The organism is Neobacillus sp. Fa239 (assembly GCF_055395235.1).
Map to the genome: position 1 here is coordinate 2,100,553 of NZ_AP041611.1, position 16,893 is coordinate 2,117,445.

Sequence of the window (16,893 nt, forward strand, 5' to 3'; positions counted from 1 at the left end):
AAATACATATGGGGGATTTAAAAATGAAGAAGTGGTTTTTCGTTTTACTTACCGTTTTTTTAATTGCTGGCTGCAGCAATAATAAAGGAACAAATCAAGCTAAGGATAGCAATAAATTGAAAAAGATTACGGTTGTCCTTGATTGGACACCTAACACCAATCATACCGGTCTATATGTGGCAAAAGCAAAGGGTTATTTTAAAGATCAAGGGTTGGATGTGGATATTATTCAACCGGGAAAAACCGGCGCAGACCAGCTCGTGGCCTCCGGAAAAGCGGATTTTGGTGTCGGATATCAAGAGGCGATTACTGAAGCACGTATTCAAGGTGTACCGCTCGTTTCGATTGCTGCTGTCATTCAGCATAATACTTCCGGATTTGCTTCACCTGTTGCTAAAAATATTAAAACACCGAAGGATTTCGCAGGTAAAACCTATGGCGGCTGGGGCTCACCAATTGAAAAATCGGTTATCACTTCGTTAATGAATAAAGTACATGCCGATGCAAACAAGGTAAAGATTGTCAATATCGGTGATACGGACTTCTTTACAGCCGTTAAAAGAGACGTCGACTTTGCCTGGATTTATTACGGCTGGGATGGGGTTGAAGCAGGTTTACGAAATCAAAAAATTAACATGGTTTACTTAACGGATTATTCGAAGAAGCTTGATTATTACACACCTGTCTTAGAAACAAGTGAAAAAATGATCGCACAAAACCCTGACACGGTAAAGGCTTTCTTAAAAGCAGCTTCTGAAGGCTATAATTATGCGATCAAAAATCCGGACCAAGCAGCAGATATTCTCATCAAAGCAGCGCCGGATTTAGATCCAAAGCTTGTAAAAGCCAGCCAAAAGTGGTTATCACCTAAATATCAGGACGACGCAAAACAATGGGGAATTCAAAAGGAAAGTGTTTGGAATAATTATGCCACTTGGATGTATGACAACAAACTTTTAGATAAAAAGCTCGATGCCAATAAAGCATTTACGAATGAGTATTTACCAAAATAGGAGGAGAATTATGATGGCTAATTCATTGGTTAGTATTCAAATATTGCCGAAAACGAAAAATGGCGAGGATGTCATTCCATACGTCGATGAAGCGATTCGCATCATTCATGAATCGGGGGTAAAATATGAAGTCCATCCATTAGAAACGACCATGGAGGGCGAACTGCAGCAGTTATTTGTGGTCATTGCAAAAATGAATGAACGGATGATTGAAATCGGCAGCAAAAATGTTATTTCACAAGTGAAAATCCTGTATCAGCCGGAAGGTATTACGATGAACCAATTAACGGAGAAATATAGATAATGAAGAAACAAATTGCTAAAGGGTGGAGACCAATCGCGGTTCTCCTCCTTTTGTTCGTGATTTGGGAAATCGTTGTGAGGCTTGGACATATTGAGGAATGGCTATTGCCGGCCCCGACGAAGATTTTTAGGGAGGCTTTCACCGATTGGCCCAACTTTTATCCAAATTTGATCTCGTCAATCAATATTTCCCTACTTGGTTTTGTGATTGGTGCTGTCATTGGCTTGGTGGTTGCTGTCCTGCTCTACTTGATCCCGTTCTTAAGAGATTCTTTTTATCCATTGCTGATTTTATCGCAAAATATACCGATTATTGTTCTGGCACCGCTGTTGGTTATTTGGTTTGGCTTTGGCTTATTGCCGAAAATGATTGTCATCACTTTAGTCTGCTTTTTTCCAATCACGGTTGCAGCGCTGGACGGGTTTAAACAGACTCCGGCTGAATTAAAGCATTATATGAGGATGGCAGGGGCTTCAAAGCAGCAGCTGTTTTGGAAATTGGAGTTTCCTTTTGCGCTGCCGTCGATTTTTTCAGGCTTAAAAATCTCGGCTACCTACAGTATTATGGGGGCTGTGATTTCAGAATGGCTGGGAGCGAAGGAAGGAATCGGTGTTTACATGACGCTTGCATCGTCATCCTTTCGTACGGACCGCGTGTTTGTCGCCATTTTTGCGATCATGCTGTTAAGCCTGTTATTCTTTTTGGTGATTATTCTGATTGAGCGGCGGGTTGTCCGCTGGCATGTGAAGGAGAATGAAGGAAAGTGAATCATCTCATTGTGAAGGATGTCTCGAAACGTTTCGGTCCAAATGAAGTCCTTAAGGAAATGAATTTCTCCATCGAAAAAGATGAATTTGTTTCCATCATTGGGCCATCTGGAAGCGGTAAAAGTACCATTTTTAACACAATTGGCGGAATTCTTTCCCCTGACAACGGAGAGATCATCCTCGAAAATAAAGTCATTAATGGAAAACGAGGCTTTATCAGCTATATGCCCCAGACACCATCACTTTTTCCGTGGAGAACCATCCTGGAGAATGTCTTGCTTGGCCAGGAACTTAAGGGGAAAAAAGAAAAGGAAAAGGCAAGGGGAATGCTTGAAGTCGCAGGTCTGGCTGATTACGAAAAAGCCTATCCTCATGAATTATCAGGGGGAATGAAACAGCGTGCTGCTTTTATCCGAGCTCTGTTAAGCCCGCAACCGGTGATTTGTCTTGACGAACCCTTTTCGGCTTTGGATGAACTGACCCGTTTGGAGATGCAGAAATGGCTTTTAACCGTGTGGGAGGCTCATAAACGGACGGTTCTCTTTATCACCCATAATATTGAAGAGGCGTTATTTTTATCAGACCGGATAATTGTTCTTTCAGCAAAACCGGCAAAAGTGGCCGGAGAGTTTACGATCCCGTTTCCACGGCCAAGAAAGGAAAGGATTTTACTGGATGATGAGTTTCTGGAGTGGAAACGACGTGTGCATTATGCATTGGTTGGATCCGGGGAGATAAAAGAATGAAAATGATTGATGCCCATATTCATTTGGACCACTATAGAGACGAAGAAATCGAAAAGATCCTGATGACTTCTCCTCAAGTAGAGGGGCTCGTTTCCGTTTCATTTGATCTTGAATCGTCAAAAAGGAATCTTTTATTATCAAAAAAGTATTCTTTGGTGAAGCCAGCGTTTGGATATCATCCAGAGCAGCGATTACCCTCCGAAGCAGAACGACAAAAGCTGTTTAAATGGCTGGAAGAACACCGATTTGAAATGGTTGCCATTGGAGAGGTAGGACTCCCTTATTACAGTAGACTGGAAGGGAAGGTCTCAAATCGGGATTTTGGTGCCTATCTTGATTTGTTGGCGTCTTTTATCCAATTGGCAAAAAGATGGGAGCTTCCAATTGTCCTTCATGCAGTTTATGACGATGCCCCGTCTGTATGTGATCTTTTAGAAAAGCACTCCATCACAAAGGCTCATTTTCACTGGTTTAAGGGCGATGACAGAACGATCACAAGAATGATCGAAAACGGCTATTATGTTTCCATAACACCTGATGTTGTATATGAAGAAGAAATTCAATGTTTAGTGAAGAGATACCCAATTAATAAGTTGATGATTGAAACGGATGGACCGTGGCCGTTTGAAGGGCCGTTTCTTGGGCAAATGACACATCCAAAGATGATGGAGTATTCCATAGAGCGAATATCACTAATCAAGAATATGGCTCAGGAGGAAATAGCGCAGATTTTGCTGGAAAATACGAAATCATTTTATCAAATTTAAAGAGGCTGCGTGACAGCCTCTTTTGTTATTTATACGGTTTAACGTTCAGCATGGTTTGCAGACTGACAATTTCAAATCCTCTTTGCTTTAAGCCTTCGATAATCTGAGGCAATGCTTTTGCCGTTTCTGTTTTATCTTCGTTAGAATGCATGAGAATGATATCGCCGTATCGGATGTTTTTCAAAACATTGTTTACGATATTGCTGCTTTCTTTTTGCGACCAATCGAGCGTATCGATGGACCATAATATCTCCTTGTAGCCATTTTGAACGCCAGTGGAGATCACGGTATCATTCACCGCACCATATGGTGGCCGTAACAAGGCTGGCTCCACGCCAACTACATCCTGAAAGGCTTTTTCGGTTTTGGCCAAATCAGCCTCGATTTGAGAAGCTGTCTCTTTGCTTAAGTCGTGATGATAATAGCTGTGACTTAAAACAAGATTCCCCTGATTATATGCGTTCTTCACAACCTCCGGATATTTTCTAACTTTCTCACCGATAAAAAAGAAATTACCTTGCACCTGATATTTAGCAAGAGTATCAATGATGACCGGTGTATTAATTAGATCGGGACCATCATCAAACGTCAGCGCTACCATTTTACGATTCGGTCCATTTAGGAAAATTTGGTTGGGATGCTGTTTCATTACCGTAACCATCTCATTGCGCCAGGCCTGCATATTTTCCCAAGCCGTTGCCGATAAAGTGTTCGAATTCCCTTTAATCGGTAAAATATAGGGCGGCAAGGCCTTCACTATATTTGCATCGCTGGGACTGTAAACGGATATATGGTCCACGGTACCGGTAGATTTAGGGATAATAAATCGAAGTTCAAATTGAATATTGAGCTTATACCCATAGATTTGGTCGTATTGATTCGACCGGATGTAGGTGGGAGCACCAAGTTCTTTTTTTATTTGCTGATAAGTGATTTTGTTTAAATTTTTAGCATAGGAGCGAACATCCACTAATTGTTTTTTTGCATTGTAGCCAAATACCGTTCCTTTGGCCGGGTAATTTGCGTAATAGAGGTTTTGGACTTGATCGGTTCTTGAAGCCGGCCCCCAATCCCGCTCTACATCTGTAATGGAATTTTTATGTGCGGCGAATTTGCTTGAAGCCACGTTTCCTGAATAGGCGAGATCTTTTATTTGTTTAAGAGATGAAGTTTGTTCGGGAGTGTGGTTAACCGGACTGATTTGCCCTGTATCCTTTTGTTTTTCATGATGTACAGATATCGGTTTTGAAGCATGAAATGGAGTACATGCAGAGAGTGTCAACACAGAAGATATCAAAATGGAAAAATACCCTAAATGGTTCCTCATAAGTCCTCCCCTACATTATTTTTCATATATTTTGTTTTCATCTTGGATTTTCCACTATTTTAGTAAAAATAGCAAATTTTTATTATAGCGATATTTTTGGAAAATAACTTCTTTTCATTGTGTTAGCGCATTAACCGTTTAAAGTAGCTAATGATGGTGCATCGTTGCGCAAAAAAATCTCCTTAAAGAAGTTATATAGAAAATAATTTTTTCATATCGTTAAAAGTATTTATTTTGAGAATCAAGGAGGGATACGAGTAAATTGTTTTTATTTTCATCACACATATAAGCACTTAGAAAAATGTAAAGTAACTCTTACTGTAACCGACAACAAAGGGGCACGGAATATCACGACTCGGTGGATCGTCATCAAGTAAACATTTTTTGGAGGTAGAATCAGCTTATGATTCTACCTTTCTTAAAAAAGTTTTTCCATGCATAAAAAATAGAGAGGAATTAATTCAAAAAAAGTCGAATAATATAATTTAAATATTCTGAATATTAGAGGTGAGGGAGGATGAAAACGGCCAGAAGATTTTTTATATGGTTGATCGCTTTGCTCATTCTTTCAATAAGCGTTTATGTGTATTTTGGCTTTAATGGAACACCATGGGGTAAATATCAGCAGGCAGCCAGCATGCAGGCTTATTTATCTAAGAAATATCATGCGTCATTTATTATAAAATCCACCGATTATAATTATTTAGACGAAAGCTACCAGGCATACGCTTATCCCACGGAACATACAGACGTCTTATTCATGGTGCAAGAAGACGGGGATACGAAAGCAGGATATTCAGATACATATCCAAAAGTGATCTGGGATACCGTTTATTCCAGCACAATAAAAGAAAAAATAACCAGCATTTTCCCGAGCTTAAATAAATCAACATTCAATACTGAGCAAGTTGTCGAGCGCGGAGAATACAATGGTCCACATACCCCAACATATGAACAAGTCCACGCTTCACCACTTTCATGCTCAGTCACCATAAACATAAGAAAAGACTGGAAAAGAATGAACGAAAAACTCGAAATGAGTCATATCCAACAACTAAAACAATATCTACAAACCATCCATTTGCCAGTCCTCATAGAAATCCGCTACTACCCAAAAGAAATTCACACAAACGAAAAAGTCTACTACCTCACCGAAGATGGACAAATCGTGACACGGTGACACGGTGACATTCACAGTGACAGGCACCGTTCGTGGACATCTCCTCCTCTTTTGTCCGTGTGGGGTGGACAGTTTGTTTTCATAAAGGAATGGCTTGGATAGACGGGCTGTTCTTTTTTTGTTCTTCTGTGAACGTGTTATAATTTAGGATACTTACATAAGAGAAGGGTGTGTAGTGATGGGGATTCAACGAACGGCATTGGAGGAGGCAGGATTGATTCAGTATATTCCTCCAAGGGGAGAGTTTGAAACATTTCGCGATGTGGACCATTATAAGGATAAGTTAAAGGAATGGGGACTTTCTGCCTCTAAGGAAGCCAAAAAGGAGTTTTGGTACAAGGACCGTAACTACCAGCTTACTGTCATGATTAAAGGTTTTGAAACCTATGGCCGGGCTGCCGACTTAAATACCATTGTTATCGAGTTTCCAGATGGAAACTTAAGCTGTATTCATCCGGCTTATTTAAAGGAAATGCAGCAGGCGAGCTTTGGAAAAGAAAGTATGGTGAGGTTGGAGGAAAAGGAGCAAGAGTCCTTGGAAGTACCTGTTCAAGTAGAAGAAGTCCCTGAATCCACTGCGGAACAATCAAAACAAGAAGCAGAGCCGGTTGCCAAAAAGGAACCACAACCGAAGAAACCCAAGAAGGAAAAAGCAGTGAAAATCGATCTTCCACCGGACAAGGTCCATTTTACAGCTCAAGTTAAACAATTTGCGATGACCTACAATGCCTTTACTGAAGAAAATGATGAGGTCGTCATCCTGGAAAAGGTGAGGATTGAACAAGACCCGCCGCTAGAATTAGGACTTGCCTGGTGCAGCCACAGCAAAACGCTCAAAAAATTTGAGTTGGCAGCAGGGGATCTGCTTGAATTTGATGGAAAAGCAACAGCCAAAAAATTGTCAAAAGGGAAGGACGTCTCTGAAGAATTTTTGATAGATGAAGCAGTCCTGTATAAAATAAATAATCCTTCGAAGATCGTTAAAAAATAAGAGAAAGAGGCTTCTGTGCAGGAAGCCTCTTTCTTTAGTTCTAAATAGAATTTGAGGATGCTGAATCTATTTTTTCCGGAACACGAAGCAGGACCATTCCACCGATAGCAAATAAAATAATTAAACTAAACACACCAATTCGCGTATTGCCGGTTAAATACCCAATTCCACCCACTAACGATGGCCCAAGAATCGCTGCAAATTTATAAAAAATATTATAGAAACCAAAGAACTCGTTGGCATTTTCCTTCGGTACAAGCCTGGCAAAGTAGGAACGGCTCAATGCCTGAATGCCCCCTTGTGATGAAGCGACCAGCATCGCAAGAATCCAGAAATCCAAAGTCGATTTCATAAAATAGGCATAGGAACAGATGACAATATAGACAATTATGCCAACAAGCAGCATTCTTTTTCCGTGAAATTTCTCTGCCAATTTTCCATATAACATCGAAAAGGGACAGGCAACAACCTGTGTAGCAAAAAGAATAATTAAAAGATTATTCGAACTGATTCCTAAATCGGTACCATACACGGTTGACATGGTGATAATGGTATCCACACCATCAATATAAAAGAAATAGGCGATGAGAAATAGAAATAATGCACGATAGGTTTTGATATGTTTAAAGGTTTCAACCATCCGTTTAAAACTGTTTGAAATTGGTTTTGGTACGCGTTCCACATAATAAACCTGTTCTACATTTTTCAGCATTGGAATGGTGAACAAACCCCACCACAATGCGGTGATGGCAAAAGCAATCTGGCTGGCCGTTGTAACTGACAAGGGAAGAACATGTTTGGAGGATAAAATGACAATCGCAATACAAATAATGAAGGGAATCGTACTGCCGATGTAACCCATCGCAAAGCCTCTGGCTGAGATCCGGTTCATTCGTTCCTCCGAGCTGACATCGACCAGGAAGGCATCGTAGAAAATATTGGCTCCGGCAAAACCAACCACAGTCAACATATAACAAATTAATAAAGTGAGCCATTGGTTATTGGGAATCACGGCCAGTATGAATGTGAACACAATTCCGAGCAAAAAGAAAAAGGTAAATAATCGTTTCTTTAAACCCTTATAATCGCCAATCGTTCCTAAAACAGGGGCACAAATCGAGACAAGCAGGGTAGCAAAAGAATTGGCAAACCCCCAATAGGCGGTTGAATCGTGAGGGGAAAGACCAGCATGATTAGCGGCAGCTTTAAAATATAATGGAAAAATGGCAGTGGTAATCAAGAGGGAATAGGCAGAATTGGCCCAATCGTAAAAGACCCAGCTTTTTTCTTGCTTTGACAAACGATTCATTCATTTTCCTCCTTTTTAAGAAAGTCCAGCATCTCCACAACCACTCTTCCATCTGTATGACCCAAATCAACTCCCAACAGCCTTGCAAAAGTCGGTCCTTCGTCAACAAGATGGATGGAAGGGATGGAACCGGGGCGAATTCCTTTACCAGCAGCCATCAAAATCGTGGAATAGCCATCCTTTTCAGGTGAATATCCATGGGTGGCAAGAGTATATTTTTTATCACTCCTGACGTCTTCTGGAGTAACCATTTTCCGGTATTCCCCATGATAATCCTCTAGAAAATAATATCCTTCCATAGCCTCAATCATGAAAGCGCAGGATGGGTCCGCCCCTTTTTCACCTGCCTGTTCACCAGTCAGGACCCGTTCAATACCTGACCCAGGATCCTCGAGCAACGAATCCAACAACAGGCGAACGGCAGTTAAGGTTTCAGAATCATGTTTGTCTTTTACATAAATATATGCGGAGCCGTCACAACTTTTACAATAGGCCTTCCAATTATTTAATCGTCCATTTGAATTGGTTGATATAAATCCATGTTGATGGAGCAGCACATTTAAATGAAGGGCTCGACTTTCATTTAAGGCACTATGGTCTCCCAAAATAACCACAGTAGAGCGGTCTTCTAAACCACAATCCTTTACAGCCTTCAATATTTCCCCTAAACGGTCATTATGCCGATTGATGGCTTCGGTCGCTTCTAAGGATGAAAATCCATGGTAATGCCGCTGTGTGTCTAAATCGGTGAAATGAACCATTAATAAATTGGGCTGCTTCGTTTTAATCGTATATACAGTGGAAGCAAGAACAAAGTCATCCAATTCCGGCTGATTCAGCCCCTGCCGGATCTGTCCAAACCGCTTATTAAGATCCCATTGAAAAAGGGGGCTGCCGCTTAATAAGGAAGTGAGAATTTGATTTTTCCACGGCCGGTTCGCCCAAATTTCCGGCATATTATAGTCGATATTCGCCTTGCCGGTAACAGGCCATAATAATGCCGCTGTCGTCATGTTTGCTTTTTTCACTTCATCATATAGAGTTGTCCCGCGGATGGAATCGCGGTACCAATGCCAATCAGGGGAGAGTCTGCCGGGTTGAAAAAGCGTGTTATTTATGACACCGTGGCGATTCGGATAATTCCCGGTCACAATGGTAGCATGGCAGGGATAGGTAATGGACGGATAAATCGTCTCAACTTTTTCGACAATGGCCCCTTGCTGTAAAACCGTCTGGAAGTGGGGCATAGTGAGTAATAATGGCAAGTCGAGTGCAGATAAGCAATCAAATGAGATGATGATCAAATGGTCGGTTAAACGATTCATGTAAGCACCTCCAATTTCATTGTACTATAGGTAAAAAGAAATGGGTTGGTAAATTGATGGAATTTTATGAAAGTTTATCCCATGCAATTAATTTTGAAAAAATTTGCTATTATCTCGTTTAGCTGTTATGATGGAAAAGAATTATTTTTGTTCGGTTTGTCAGGAAAGAATAAGTTTGATACTTTTCGTCTGAAAATAACTTTGAGCAAGGATAGTAATACAATGTGTGCATCGCACACAAGGAGGATTCCAAATGGAACAAGGTAAAGTTAAATGGTTTAATGCAGAAAAAGGCTTCGGATTCATCGAGCGCGAAGGTGGAGACGATGTATTCGTACATTTTTCAGCAATCCAAACTGAAGGTTTCAAGACTTTAGACGAAGGTCAAACTGTTACTTTCGATATCGAACAAGGTCAACGTGGACCACAAGCAACTAACGTTCGTAAAGCTTAATTTTCATAATATAAAAAAAAGGCTGTCATGACAGCCTTTTTTTATTTGTAAAATGCTTTTTCAATATTATATTTTGCCTGTAGTTTATTGATGATATAGGTTTCGTAAATCTCTCTTTCCATCGGATCTTCAACAATGCTGACTGCGATTTTATATACCTCATCACGATGTGCTTTGATAGGTGATACGGTATCCTCAAAATGTCTTTTCACTCTTGGCCGTAATTTCCTTGCTTTTCCAACGAAGAGCAATTCGTCATTTTTATTGTAAAATAATATTATTCCACCCTTATCCCGTGGAATACGGTTATAATCGGTAAATCCATAGGCACTGCTAAGCGGGGCTTCAACTGGCTGACCTAGTTCCTTGTTTTTCGTCAGAACAACATCTGCTTGTGGTATTTCGATTTTAATCATGAATTATAGCTCCTTTATTATTGATTCATTCATTTTACCATGAATGAAGGAAACAAAAAAACAAGCCCATAAGTAAGGACTCGTTCTTCCATTATACCTTAGTCTACTTCTTTTGCCAGACTTGGTTTAAATAATTTTACGCCTACAAACACGTTTCCTAGCTCGTCATCACCTTTAGCGAAAGTTTGGTTGGCTGCGTCAAGTGATGGGGCAGCTTTTTTCAACTCATCTCCTTTTGCTTGGTAAGAATCCGCAAGGTCTTTAATCGCTGTTTCCAATGAAGACTTTTGGTCTTTTAGTGTAGCCGGGATTTGTACGTTTTTAAGATAGTTGGCAACAGCCTCTGCTGAATCGCTTGCTTTTTGCTTCATTGCTGCATCTGGCTTATCGGCAGCTTCGTACGCATTTAGATCGGCGTCTTTAGCATTGATTTCATTTGTAAAGCCCATATAGAACTTAACCATTTCTTTTTTCACATTTGTTGTGGAAGAAGTTTGCGCAGTATCGGATGATTTTTTGTTTGAATCTGCGCTATTGCTGGAACAGGCAGCCAAACCAATGGCCATCGTTGCTGCGGATGCTAGTAAAAAAACTTTTTTCATCGTATTTCCTCATTTCTTTTGAAAATTAACTTGCTTTAATTGTCTTTCTTGTTAATTAAAGTAATATCACATCAGTCGGATTATAACATGAAAATTTTCTCAAAATAGTTTTTTAGAATATTTAAATTCCTCTATAAGTGTTTTCTTGATAAGGAATCTAAATCAATTACTTTTCATTTTGGCTGGGATATAATAGTAAGGTATTCCATTTTTCAGAAGAAACAGGGGGTAAAGTGATGAGTTCACATTTTACAATTAATGGATCATGGCAAGGTGATCGGAATGGGACGGGACATATTCAATCACCGGGAGGATTAGATATTACCGTTTCGGTACCAAAAGAATTTGATGGTCCAGGGATCGGGTCAAGTCCTGAAGAATTACTCATTTCTTCATCAAATAATTGTTACATGATTACCTTGGCAGCCATGCTTAGTAACCGAAAAATAGAAGTTGAAAAACTAGAAGTGGAATCAGAAGGCATAGTAGACAGTGTCGATGGAAAATTAAAATTCAAACAAATCATCCACAGACCAGTATTCTACACAGGAACCACTGCTGAAGTAACAGAAGAAAAACTAAAAGAACTTGCCATACGAGCAGAAAAAGCATGCTTCATCTCACAAACACTAAATTGCAGCATCCAATTTTCAGTCGAACCAAAAGTGGTAAAATAATGGTGTATATGGTGCCTGTCACCACAAAAGGACATTCACCATGTTTTGTCCGTGTGGAGTGGACAGTAATGCCCTGTTATTTGAGAGTGTAAATAAAAAGGGACGATACCAGTTTAGGTATTGCGTCCCTTTTTGGTTTAAATTTAATTTGTGGGTTGTTATTGAGCGGTGTATCCGCCATCAACGAGAAGGCTTGTGCCGGTAACGAAGCTGGCATCGTCAGAGGCGAGGAATACGACGGCTTTTGCAATTTCTTCTGGTTTACCTAAACGGCCAATTGGATGAAGCGAAACTAAGTAGTTTTTCATTGTCTCATCCAGCTGTTCTAATAACGGTGTTTCAATATACCCTGGGCACACGGCATTCACGCGGATATGATCTTTTGCATATTCAATAGCCAGTGTCCTCGTAAGGTTGACAACGGCACCCTTTGATGCAGAGTATGGAGCGGTTTGTGCTTGTCCGACATGACCTAAAATAGAGGCCGTGTTAACAATGCTTCCTCCGCCATTTTTTTGCATTGCTTTAATCGAATGTTTTGCAGCAAGGAAAACTCCATCCAAATTAACCGCAATGACTTTTCTCCATTCTTCAAAAGGAAGCTCCGCTGCTGGACTTAAAGAACCAATCCCGGCATTATTAAATAAAATATCCAGTTTGCCAAACTCAGAAACAGCACGCTCTACCATTTGTTCAACCTGATCTTCATTTGTGACATCTACATGTATGTATACAGCTTGCTGCTCTTCCTGATTCAGTTCCTGTACCAATTTATTGCCTAATTCATCATTTAAATCAGCAATAACGGCTTTGGCACCTTCCTTTACCATTTCTCTGACTGTGTATTCTCCAATTCCTCTGGCTCCCCCGGTAACAACGGCAACTTTTCCTTTTAGCCTCATTTCCCAATCCCCTTTTTTTAAATTAGATGACGAAATTTTATTGTTATTTCAGAAAAGTATTTCTTTTCTGAATTATTCATTCCATTATATTCCTTTATCTGTTTAATTTCAAACAAGAAAGGAATGGAATTAATCGTATTTTGAGATATACAGATTTAGATATTAATAATATGATGAAAGGAGTATTGGGAAATTTCGAAATTAAGTTTTTAATAAACAAAGGGGAGATTTTTTTGCAAAAAAGGGAAGGGACTTTTTTAAGTTCTGATGGTCTTGAATTGTATTATCGAGTTTTTACACCAACAGTAGATCCTAAAGCCGCAATCATTGTCGTACATGGTCATGGGGACCATAGCGGTGGCCTGCAAAAGGTTTGCGAGCGTCTAGTTGGACGGGAATACATAGTATATGCCTTTGACCTCAGAGGACACGGCAAAAGCCCGGGGGTACGGGGATTTATTCGGAAATGGGAAGAATTCAGAGGAGACCTGCACGAATTTCGCAAGCTTGTTAGTAATGAGCAGCCCGGGCTGCCATTAATAATGGTCGGGCATAGCCTTGGGGGCGTAATTTGCCTGGACTATTCTTTATTTCACGGAGAAGATTTGAAGGCTCTTGTTGCGATTTCACCTGCCATTTCATATGAACTTACTATTTCAGAGAAAATCCTCGTCTCGTTGATGGGTAAAATCAAACCGGATTTCAAAGTAGATAAACCAGGAAGTTTAGAATTATTGACACGGGATCCAGAAATGATTGAGCAGCTCTCAGCTGATCCACTTAGACACAATATCGTTACCCCTGGCTTGGGAAAAGGACTTTACGAATCTCTAAAACGCATTATGAACGAAGCGCAGTCACTTAAGGCCCCTTTATTGCTGCTGTATGGAAATGATGATAAAATTACCCCGCCTGTAAAACTTCGGGAATTTTTTGATATCGTGGGGGCCAATGATAAACAAAAGTTTGAATATGATTCGGTCAGACACCGCCCATTTGATGATGTGGGTCGGGAAGTGTTTTACTATGATCTGATTACTTGGTTAGATCAGAGATTCATTGCGTTAGAGAGTAAAGTTGGTATATAAAAATAGGACTTTTGGGTGAAAAATAGGAGTTTTGTAAGGAATCTGGATTTTTCTGGTTATAAAATGGCAGGACAAAGTCCATAATGGAAAAAGTCTAAAATTATAACTAGAAAGAGGATTTCAATGAATATTTGGTTTAATCGCTGGTTTACGACGGTTTCACATTACATCGATTTAATACGTGATAACCCTGACCAGAGGAAGTTTATTATTTACGGGACAAATCCAAACAAGGATGCCCTATACCTGCAAAATTGCGATTTTGCCTATTTGGAGCCAGAGATTTCTGGTGATGCGTATATTGAGTTTTGCTTGGATTTTTGCAAGAAACACAAAATTGATATTTTTATTCCAAGGAAGGAAAATGTATTAATTTCAAAAAGGTTGGCCCTTTTTGAGCAGTTAGGAGTAAAAGTATTAGTCAGCCCTGATTCTGCGTTAATGGAAATGATGGATGATAAGGCTGAAACCTATCAAGCTATTTTGAAAAAGGAAAAAGAAGGAGCGGCACTTTGTCGTATCCCTGATTTTTATGTGGTCAACAATGTCACTGATTTTAAATCGGCGTATGAAAGATTATCTGAAAAAGGACATAATGTTTGCTTTAAACCAGTGATTGGCGAAGGGGCAAGCGGATTTCGGGTTATTAAGAAAGAAAATGACTCGATTAAACAATTGCTTTCAATTGGAGGAGGCTTTCGCATTCCGTACCAATATGCTTGTGACATATTAAACCAGCAGGAGACTTTTCCCGACTTAATGGTAATGGAGTATTTAGAGGGTCCTGAATTTAGTATTGATTGTGTAGCGTCTGCAGAGAAAATGTATGCTGCCATCCCGCGAAGGAAAGGGTCGGGCAGAGTGAGAGAGTTAATCGATCATCACGAGCTCATTCAGATGGCCCATCATTTTCATCAAGCGTTCCATCTACCATATGTATTTAATATCCAAGTGAAATATAGTTCCGGCGGCATTCCAAAGCTGCTCGAAATCAATCCGAGAATGAGCGGAGGCTTGCATTATAGCTGCCTCTCCGGCATCAACATTCCATATTTGGCCATTAAAATCCTGCTTGGCGAAGAGATTCACCAAACCATGGAACCAAAATTCGGAATCCGCGCCAGCTACATCGAAAAAGAAATGATCCTCAACGACTTGGTGACAACGACCTTGGTGACAGGCACCACAAAAAGACAAAACAGCTAATTTGTCCTCCTGAGGAGGACGCTAGATCCTGCTGCAAGCTACAGCAGGATTTTTTATGGTTATTTTTTGGTGTCCTCTGGAGGTGGACAAAATAGGTTGTTTTGTCCACGAACGGTGCCTGTCACCGAATTTTGATATATAATGAGGGAAAGAGTTTGTGAGCGAGAAGATGGATTGGTTGAGGGGGCATTGTTTATGGAAGGGATGTGGCTGATTGCGGATCGGGATTTGAATGAGCGGGAGGGGTTGAAGTGGCTGTTGAAGACGTCTTCGATTCCGGTGACTAATATTTTATTGGCTTCGAATTATCAGGAGTTTGTGGTTTTGTTTGAGCGGAAAACGCCTGATGTTGTTCTGATGGAGCTGGATATGATTGGGAAAGAGGATTGGACATCATTCCGTGAGTTAATGCGAATATATGATCCGGTATTACTGCTGACCAGTGCGGAAGCAACCTTTGAAAAGGCCCGGCTGGCTATTGATATGCAGGCATTGGATTTGATGATTAAGCCGTTTTCGTCGACCAAGGTTAAATCTGCCTACCAAAAAGCTTCACGAAATCTCGATAAAAAGTATCATGCCAATGGGGCTCTTCACCCTAACTCCTATAAAGATTTAAGCTATGAAGCCTTATTTATCCCTCAGCCTTCTATAACTGAAGACTACCATATGGCGGCATTCAAGACGGAAAATGTGGAAACAATCGGGACACTGCAATCCTTCTTGTCAGAATATCCATTTAAAGACATGCATGGTGTATTCGCACTTAGTGATATGGTTGTCTTGCTATTTCAAGAATCATGCATGAATATGACCGAACAGTGCCAAAAAGTGATGAGAAGGTGGGAAGAGGAATTCTCAGAACCCCTTGCCATCGTGGTGTACAAAGGGAATACTCCCAACATGAGGTTGAACCAAAAATATCTGCAAACGCAGAAAATGCTCGAATTCACCTATTATAAAGGGTACAAGCAAGTAGTCGAGTTTGACTATTCACCAGATTGGGCTCATATCGACCCATTCCTTGATCCCCCTGAGCAGCGGGCCTGGATTGATATGCTGACAAATTTCGATTTGGAAAAAATAAAAAAATGGCTTTATGATGAATTCCTTCATCTCCAAGATCCTTTTCCAGATCCAGGTTTAGTAAGAATCAGATTGACCAGTATTCTTGCTCAAATTCGAAGGTATATGAAGACCTTTAACCTGGACGAACAGCCACAATATGAGCGGGAATACCGGTATATTTTTAACTCGATTTTGTATGATACAGTCCTGTATCGGACAGTTCAAAGTCTGATCCTGTTTATTCAAAAAATCTTCATTGGCGCTGAAGTGAGCTCGAGAAATTACAAAGTGGACCCAGTTGAACGAGGAATCGGCTACATGGAGGCGAATTTTTCCAACTGTAATCTGAAGCTCGAAGATGTCGCGCAATTTGTGGACCGAAACCCGTCCTACTTTAGCCATTTATTGATTTCGAAAACAGGAAAAGGGTTTACAGAAAGCTTAGCCGGCATTAGGATGAATGAAGCAAAACGTCTGCTGATTGAAACAAGAAAGCCAGTAAAGGAAATTTCACTTTTGGTAGGCTATCACAATACGAATTATTTTAGCCGGATGTTTAAAGAAACAATTGGTACATCACCAAGAGATTTTCGGATGAAAAAGACTCAGTATGAAAACTGAGTCTTTTTTTAGATGGAAAAACTAATTAAATTATATGTCTCTAAAAATTTTATAGTTTTGGACATACCTATTTTATATAAAAGCTTTTATTTTCAATGAATATTATATGTTTTCTGTCTTTTCACTCGTA

18 protein-coding genes are annotated in these 16,893 nt (G+C 40.1%); 12 read left to right on the forward strand and 6 right to left on the reverse strand.

Going from position 1 to position 16,893, the window contains the following annotated elements; translation table 11 throughout:
* The first annotated feature begins 23 nt into the window (after nucleotides 1–23).
* The 5 genes from ACZ5XR_RS10005 to ACZ5XR_RS10025 are packed head-to-tail and all read left to right on the forward strand — an operon-like array spanning nucleotide 24 to nucleotide 3,597.
* On the forward strand, nucleotides 24–1,013 hold the full coding sequence (locus ACZ5XR_RS10005; RefSeq protein ID WP_464501506.1) for an ABC transporter substrate-binding protein: 990 nt from the start codon (nucleotides 24–26) through the stop codon (nucleotides 1,011–1,013).
* 13 nt (nucleotides 1,014–1,026) lie between these two features.
* The gene (locus tag ACZ5XR_RS10010; RefSeq protein WP_464502282.1) at nucleotides 1,027–1,317 is read left to right on the forward strand and encodes a thiamine-binding protein; all 291 of its coding nucleotides are present in this window, start codon (nucleotides 1,027–1,029) and stop codon (nucleotides 1,315–1,317) included.
* The gene (locus ACZ5XR_RS10015; protein ID WP_464501507.1) at nucleotides 1,317–2,084 is read left to right on the forward strand and encodes an ABC transporter permease; all 768 of its coding nucleotides are present in this window, start codon (nucleotides 1,317–1,319) and stop codon (nucleotides 2,082–2,084) included. The genes ACZ5XR_RS10010 and ACZ5XR_RS10015 overlap by 1 nt, the downstream gene beginning before the upstream one ends.
* A complete protein-coding gene (locus tag ACZ5XR_RS10020; protein ID WP_464501508.1) occupies nucleotides 2,081–2,830 on the forward strand; it encodes an ABC transporter ATP-binding protein in 750 nt (249 codons plus the stop codon). Before ACZ5XR_RS10015 ends, ACZ5XR_RS10020 begins: the two co-directional genes overlap by 4 nt.
* Nucleotides 2,827–3,597 carry a TatD family hydrolase gene (locus ACZ5XR_RS10025; RefSeq protein ID WP_464501509.1) on the forward strand — a complete coding sequence of 257 codons (771 nt, stop codon included), beginning with the start codon at nucleotides 2,827–2,829 and terminating at the stop codon, nucleotides 3,595–3,597. The genes ACZ5XR_RS10020 and ACZ5XR_RS10025 overlap by 4 nt, the downstream gene beginning before the upstream one ends.
* 25 nt (nucleotides 3,598–3,622) lie before the next feature.
* Here ACZ5XR_RS10025 and ACZ5XR_RS10030 read toward each other — a convergent pair whose 3' ends face one another.
* Complete coding sequence (locus ACZ5XR_RS10030) at nucleotides 3,623–4,924, reverse strand: DUF4309 domain-containing protein (protein WP_464501510.1); 1,302 nt, start codon at nucleotides 4,922–4,924, stop codon at nucleotides 3,623–3,625.
* A gap of 517 nt (nucleotides 4,925–5,441) precedes the next feature.
* Here ACZ5XR_RS10030 and ACZ5XR_RS10035 point away from each other — a divergent pair.
* Nucleotides 5,442–6,104 (forward strand): YfjL-like protein, encoded by a 663-nt coding sequence (locus ACZ5XR_RS10035; protein ID WP_464501511.1) that lies wholly within the window; start codon nucleotides 5,442–5,444, stop codon nucleotides 6,102–6,104.
* Between the two features lie 178 nt (nucleotides 6,105–6,282).
* Nucleotides 6,283–7,095, forward strand: a complete 813-nt coding sequence (locus ACZ5XR_RS10040; RefSeq protein ID WP_464501512.1) for a hypothetical protein — start codon at nucleotides 6,283–6,285, stop codon at nucleotides 7,093–7,095.
* A gap of 40 nt (nucleotides 7,096–7,135) precedes the next feature.
* On the opposite strand, the gene ACZ5XR_RS10045 is transcribed toward ACZ5XR_RS10040, so the two are convergent.
* Together ACZ5XR_RS10045 and ACZ5XR_RS10050 are read right to left on the reverse strand one after the other, a co-directional pair.
* On the reverse strand, nucleotides 7,136–8,404 hold the full coding sequence (locus ACZ5XR_RS10045) for an MFS transporter (protein ID WP_464501513.1): 1,269 nt from the start codon (nucleotides 8,402–8,404) through the stop codon (nucleotides 7,136–7,138).
* Nucleotides 8,401–9,729 carry an alkaline phosphatase family protein gene (locus ACZ5XR_RS10050; RefSeq protein ID WP_464501514.1) on the reverse strand — a complete coding sequence of 443 codons (1,329 nt, stop codon included), beginning with the start codon at nucleotides 9,727–9,729 and terminating at the stop codon, nucleotides 8,401–8,403. Before ACZ5XR_RS10050 ends, ACZ5XR_RS10045 begins: the two co-directional genes overlap by 4 nt.
* Nucleotides 9,730–9,982: 253 nt before the next feature.
* Between ACZ5XR_RS10050 and ACZ5XR_RS10055 the strand changes: the two genes are divergently transcribed.
* A complete protein-coding gene (locus ACZ5XR_RS10055; RefSeq protein ID WP_464501515.1) occupies nucleotides 9,983–10,183 on the forward strand; it encodes a cold-shock protein in 201 nt (66 codons plus the stop codon).
* A gap of 41 nt (nucleotides 10,184–10,224) precedes the next feature.
* On the opposite strand, the gene ACZ5XR_RS10060 is transcribed toward ACZ5XR_RS10055, so the two are convergent.
* Together ACZ5XR_RS10060 and ACZ5XR_RS10065 are read right to left on the reverse strand one after the other, a co-directional pair.
* A complete protein-coding gene (locus tag ACZ5XR_RS10060; protein ID WP_464501516.1) occupies nucleotides 10,225–10,599 on the reverse strand; it encodes a nucleotide excision repair endonuclease in 375 nt (124 codons plus the stop codon).
* Nucleotides 10,600–10,697: 98 nt separating this feature from the next.
* On the reverse strand, nucleotides 10,698–11,201 hold the full coding sequence (locus tag ACZ5XR_RS10065; protein WP_464501517.1) for a hypothetical protein: 504 nt from the start codon (nucleotides 11,199–11,201) through the stop codon (nucleotides 10,698–10,700).
* A gap of 236 nt (nucleotides 11,202–11,437) precedes the next feature.
* Between ACZ5XR_RS10065 and ACZ5XR_RS10070 the strand changes: the two genes are divergently transcribed.
* Nucleotides 11,438–11,878, forward strand: coding sequence for an OsmC family protein (locus ACZ5XR_RS10070; protein WP_464501518.1), 441 nt, complete (start codon nucleotides 11,438–11,440; stop codon nucleotides 11,876–11,878).
* Nucleotides 11,879–12,036: 158 nt separating this feature from the next.
* Here the strand turns inward: ACZ5XR_RS10070 and ACZ5XR_RS10075 are convergent, their stop codons facing one another.
* Nucleotides 12,037–12,780, reverse strand: coding sequence for an SDR family NAD(P)-dependent oxidoreductase (locus tag ACZ5XR_RS10075; RefSeq protein ID WP_464501519.1), 744 nt, complete (start codon nucleotides 12,778–12,780; stop codon nucleotides 12,037–12,039).
* A 233-nt stretch (nucleotides 12,781–13,013) separates the two neighbouring features.
* Between ACZ5XR_RS10075 and ACZ5XR_RS10080 the strand changes: the two genes are divergently transcribed.
* The 3 genes from ACZ5XR_RS10080 (at nucleotide 13,014) to ACZ5XR_RS10090 (ending at nucleotide 16,763) form a co-directional block, all read left to right on the forward strand.
* A complete protein-coding gene (locus ACZ5XR_RS10080; RefSeq protein WP_464501520.1) occupies nucleotides 13,014–13,868 on the forward strand; it encodes an alpha/beta hydrolase in 855 nt (284 codons plus the stop codon).
* A 123-nt stretch (nucleotides 13,869–13,991) separates the two neighbouring features.
* Nucleotides 13,992–15,074: an ATP-grasp domain-containing protein gene (locus ACZ5XR_RS10085; RefSeq protein WP_464501521.1), complete on the forward strand. Its 1,083-nt coding sequence runs from the start codon at nucleotides 13,992–13,994 to the stop codon at nucleotides 15,072–15,074.
* A 195-nt stretch (nucleotides 15,075–15,269) separates the two neighbouring features.
* Nucleotides 15,270–16,763 carry a helix-turn-helix domain-containing protein gene (locus ACZ5XR_RS10090; RefSeq protein ID WP_464501522.1) on the forward strand — a complete coding sequence of 498 codons (1,494 nt, stop codon included), beginning with the start codon at nucleotides 15,270–15,272 and terminating at the stop codon, nucleotides 16,761–16,763.
* Nucleotides 16,764–16,893: the final 130 nt, after the last annotated feature.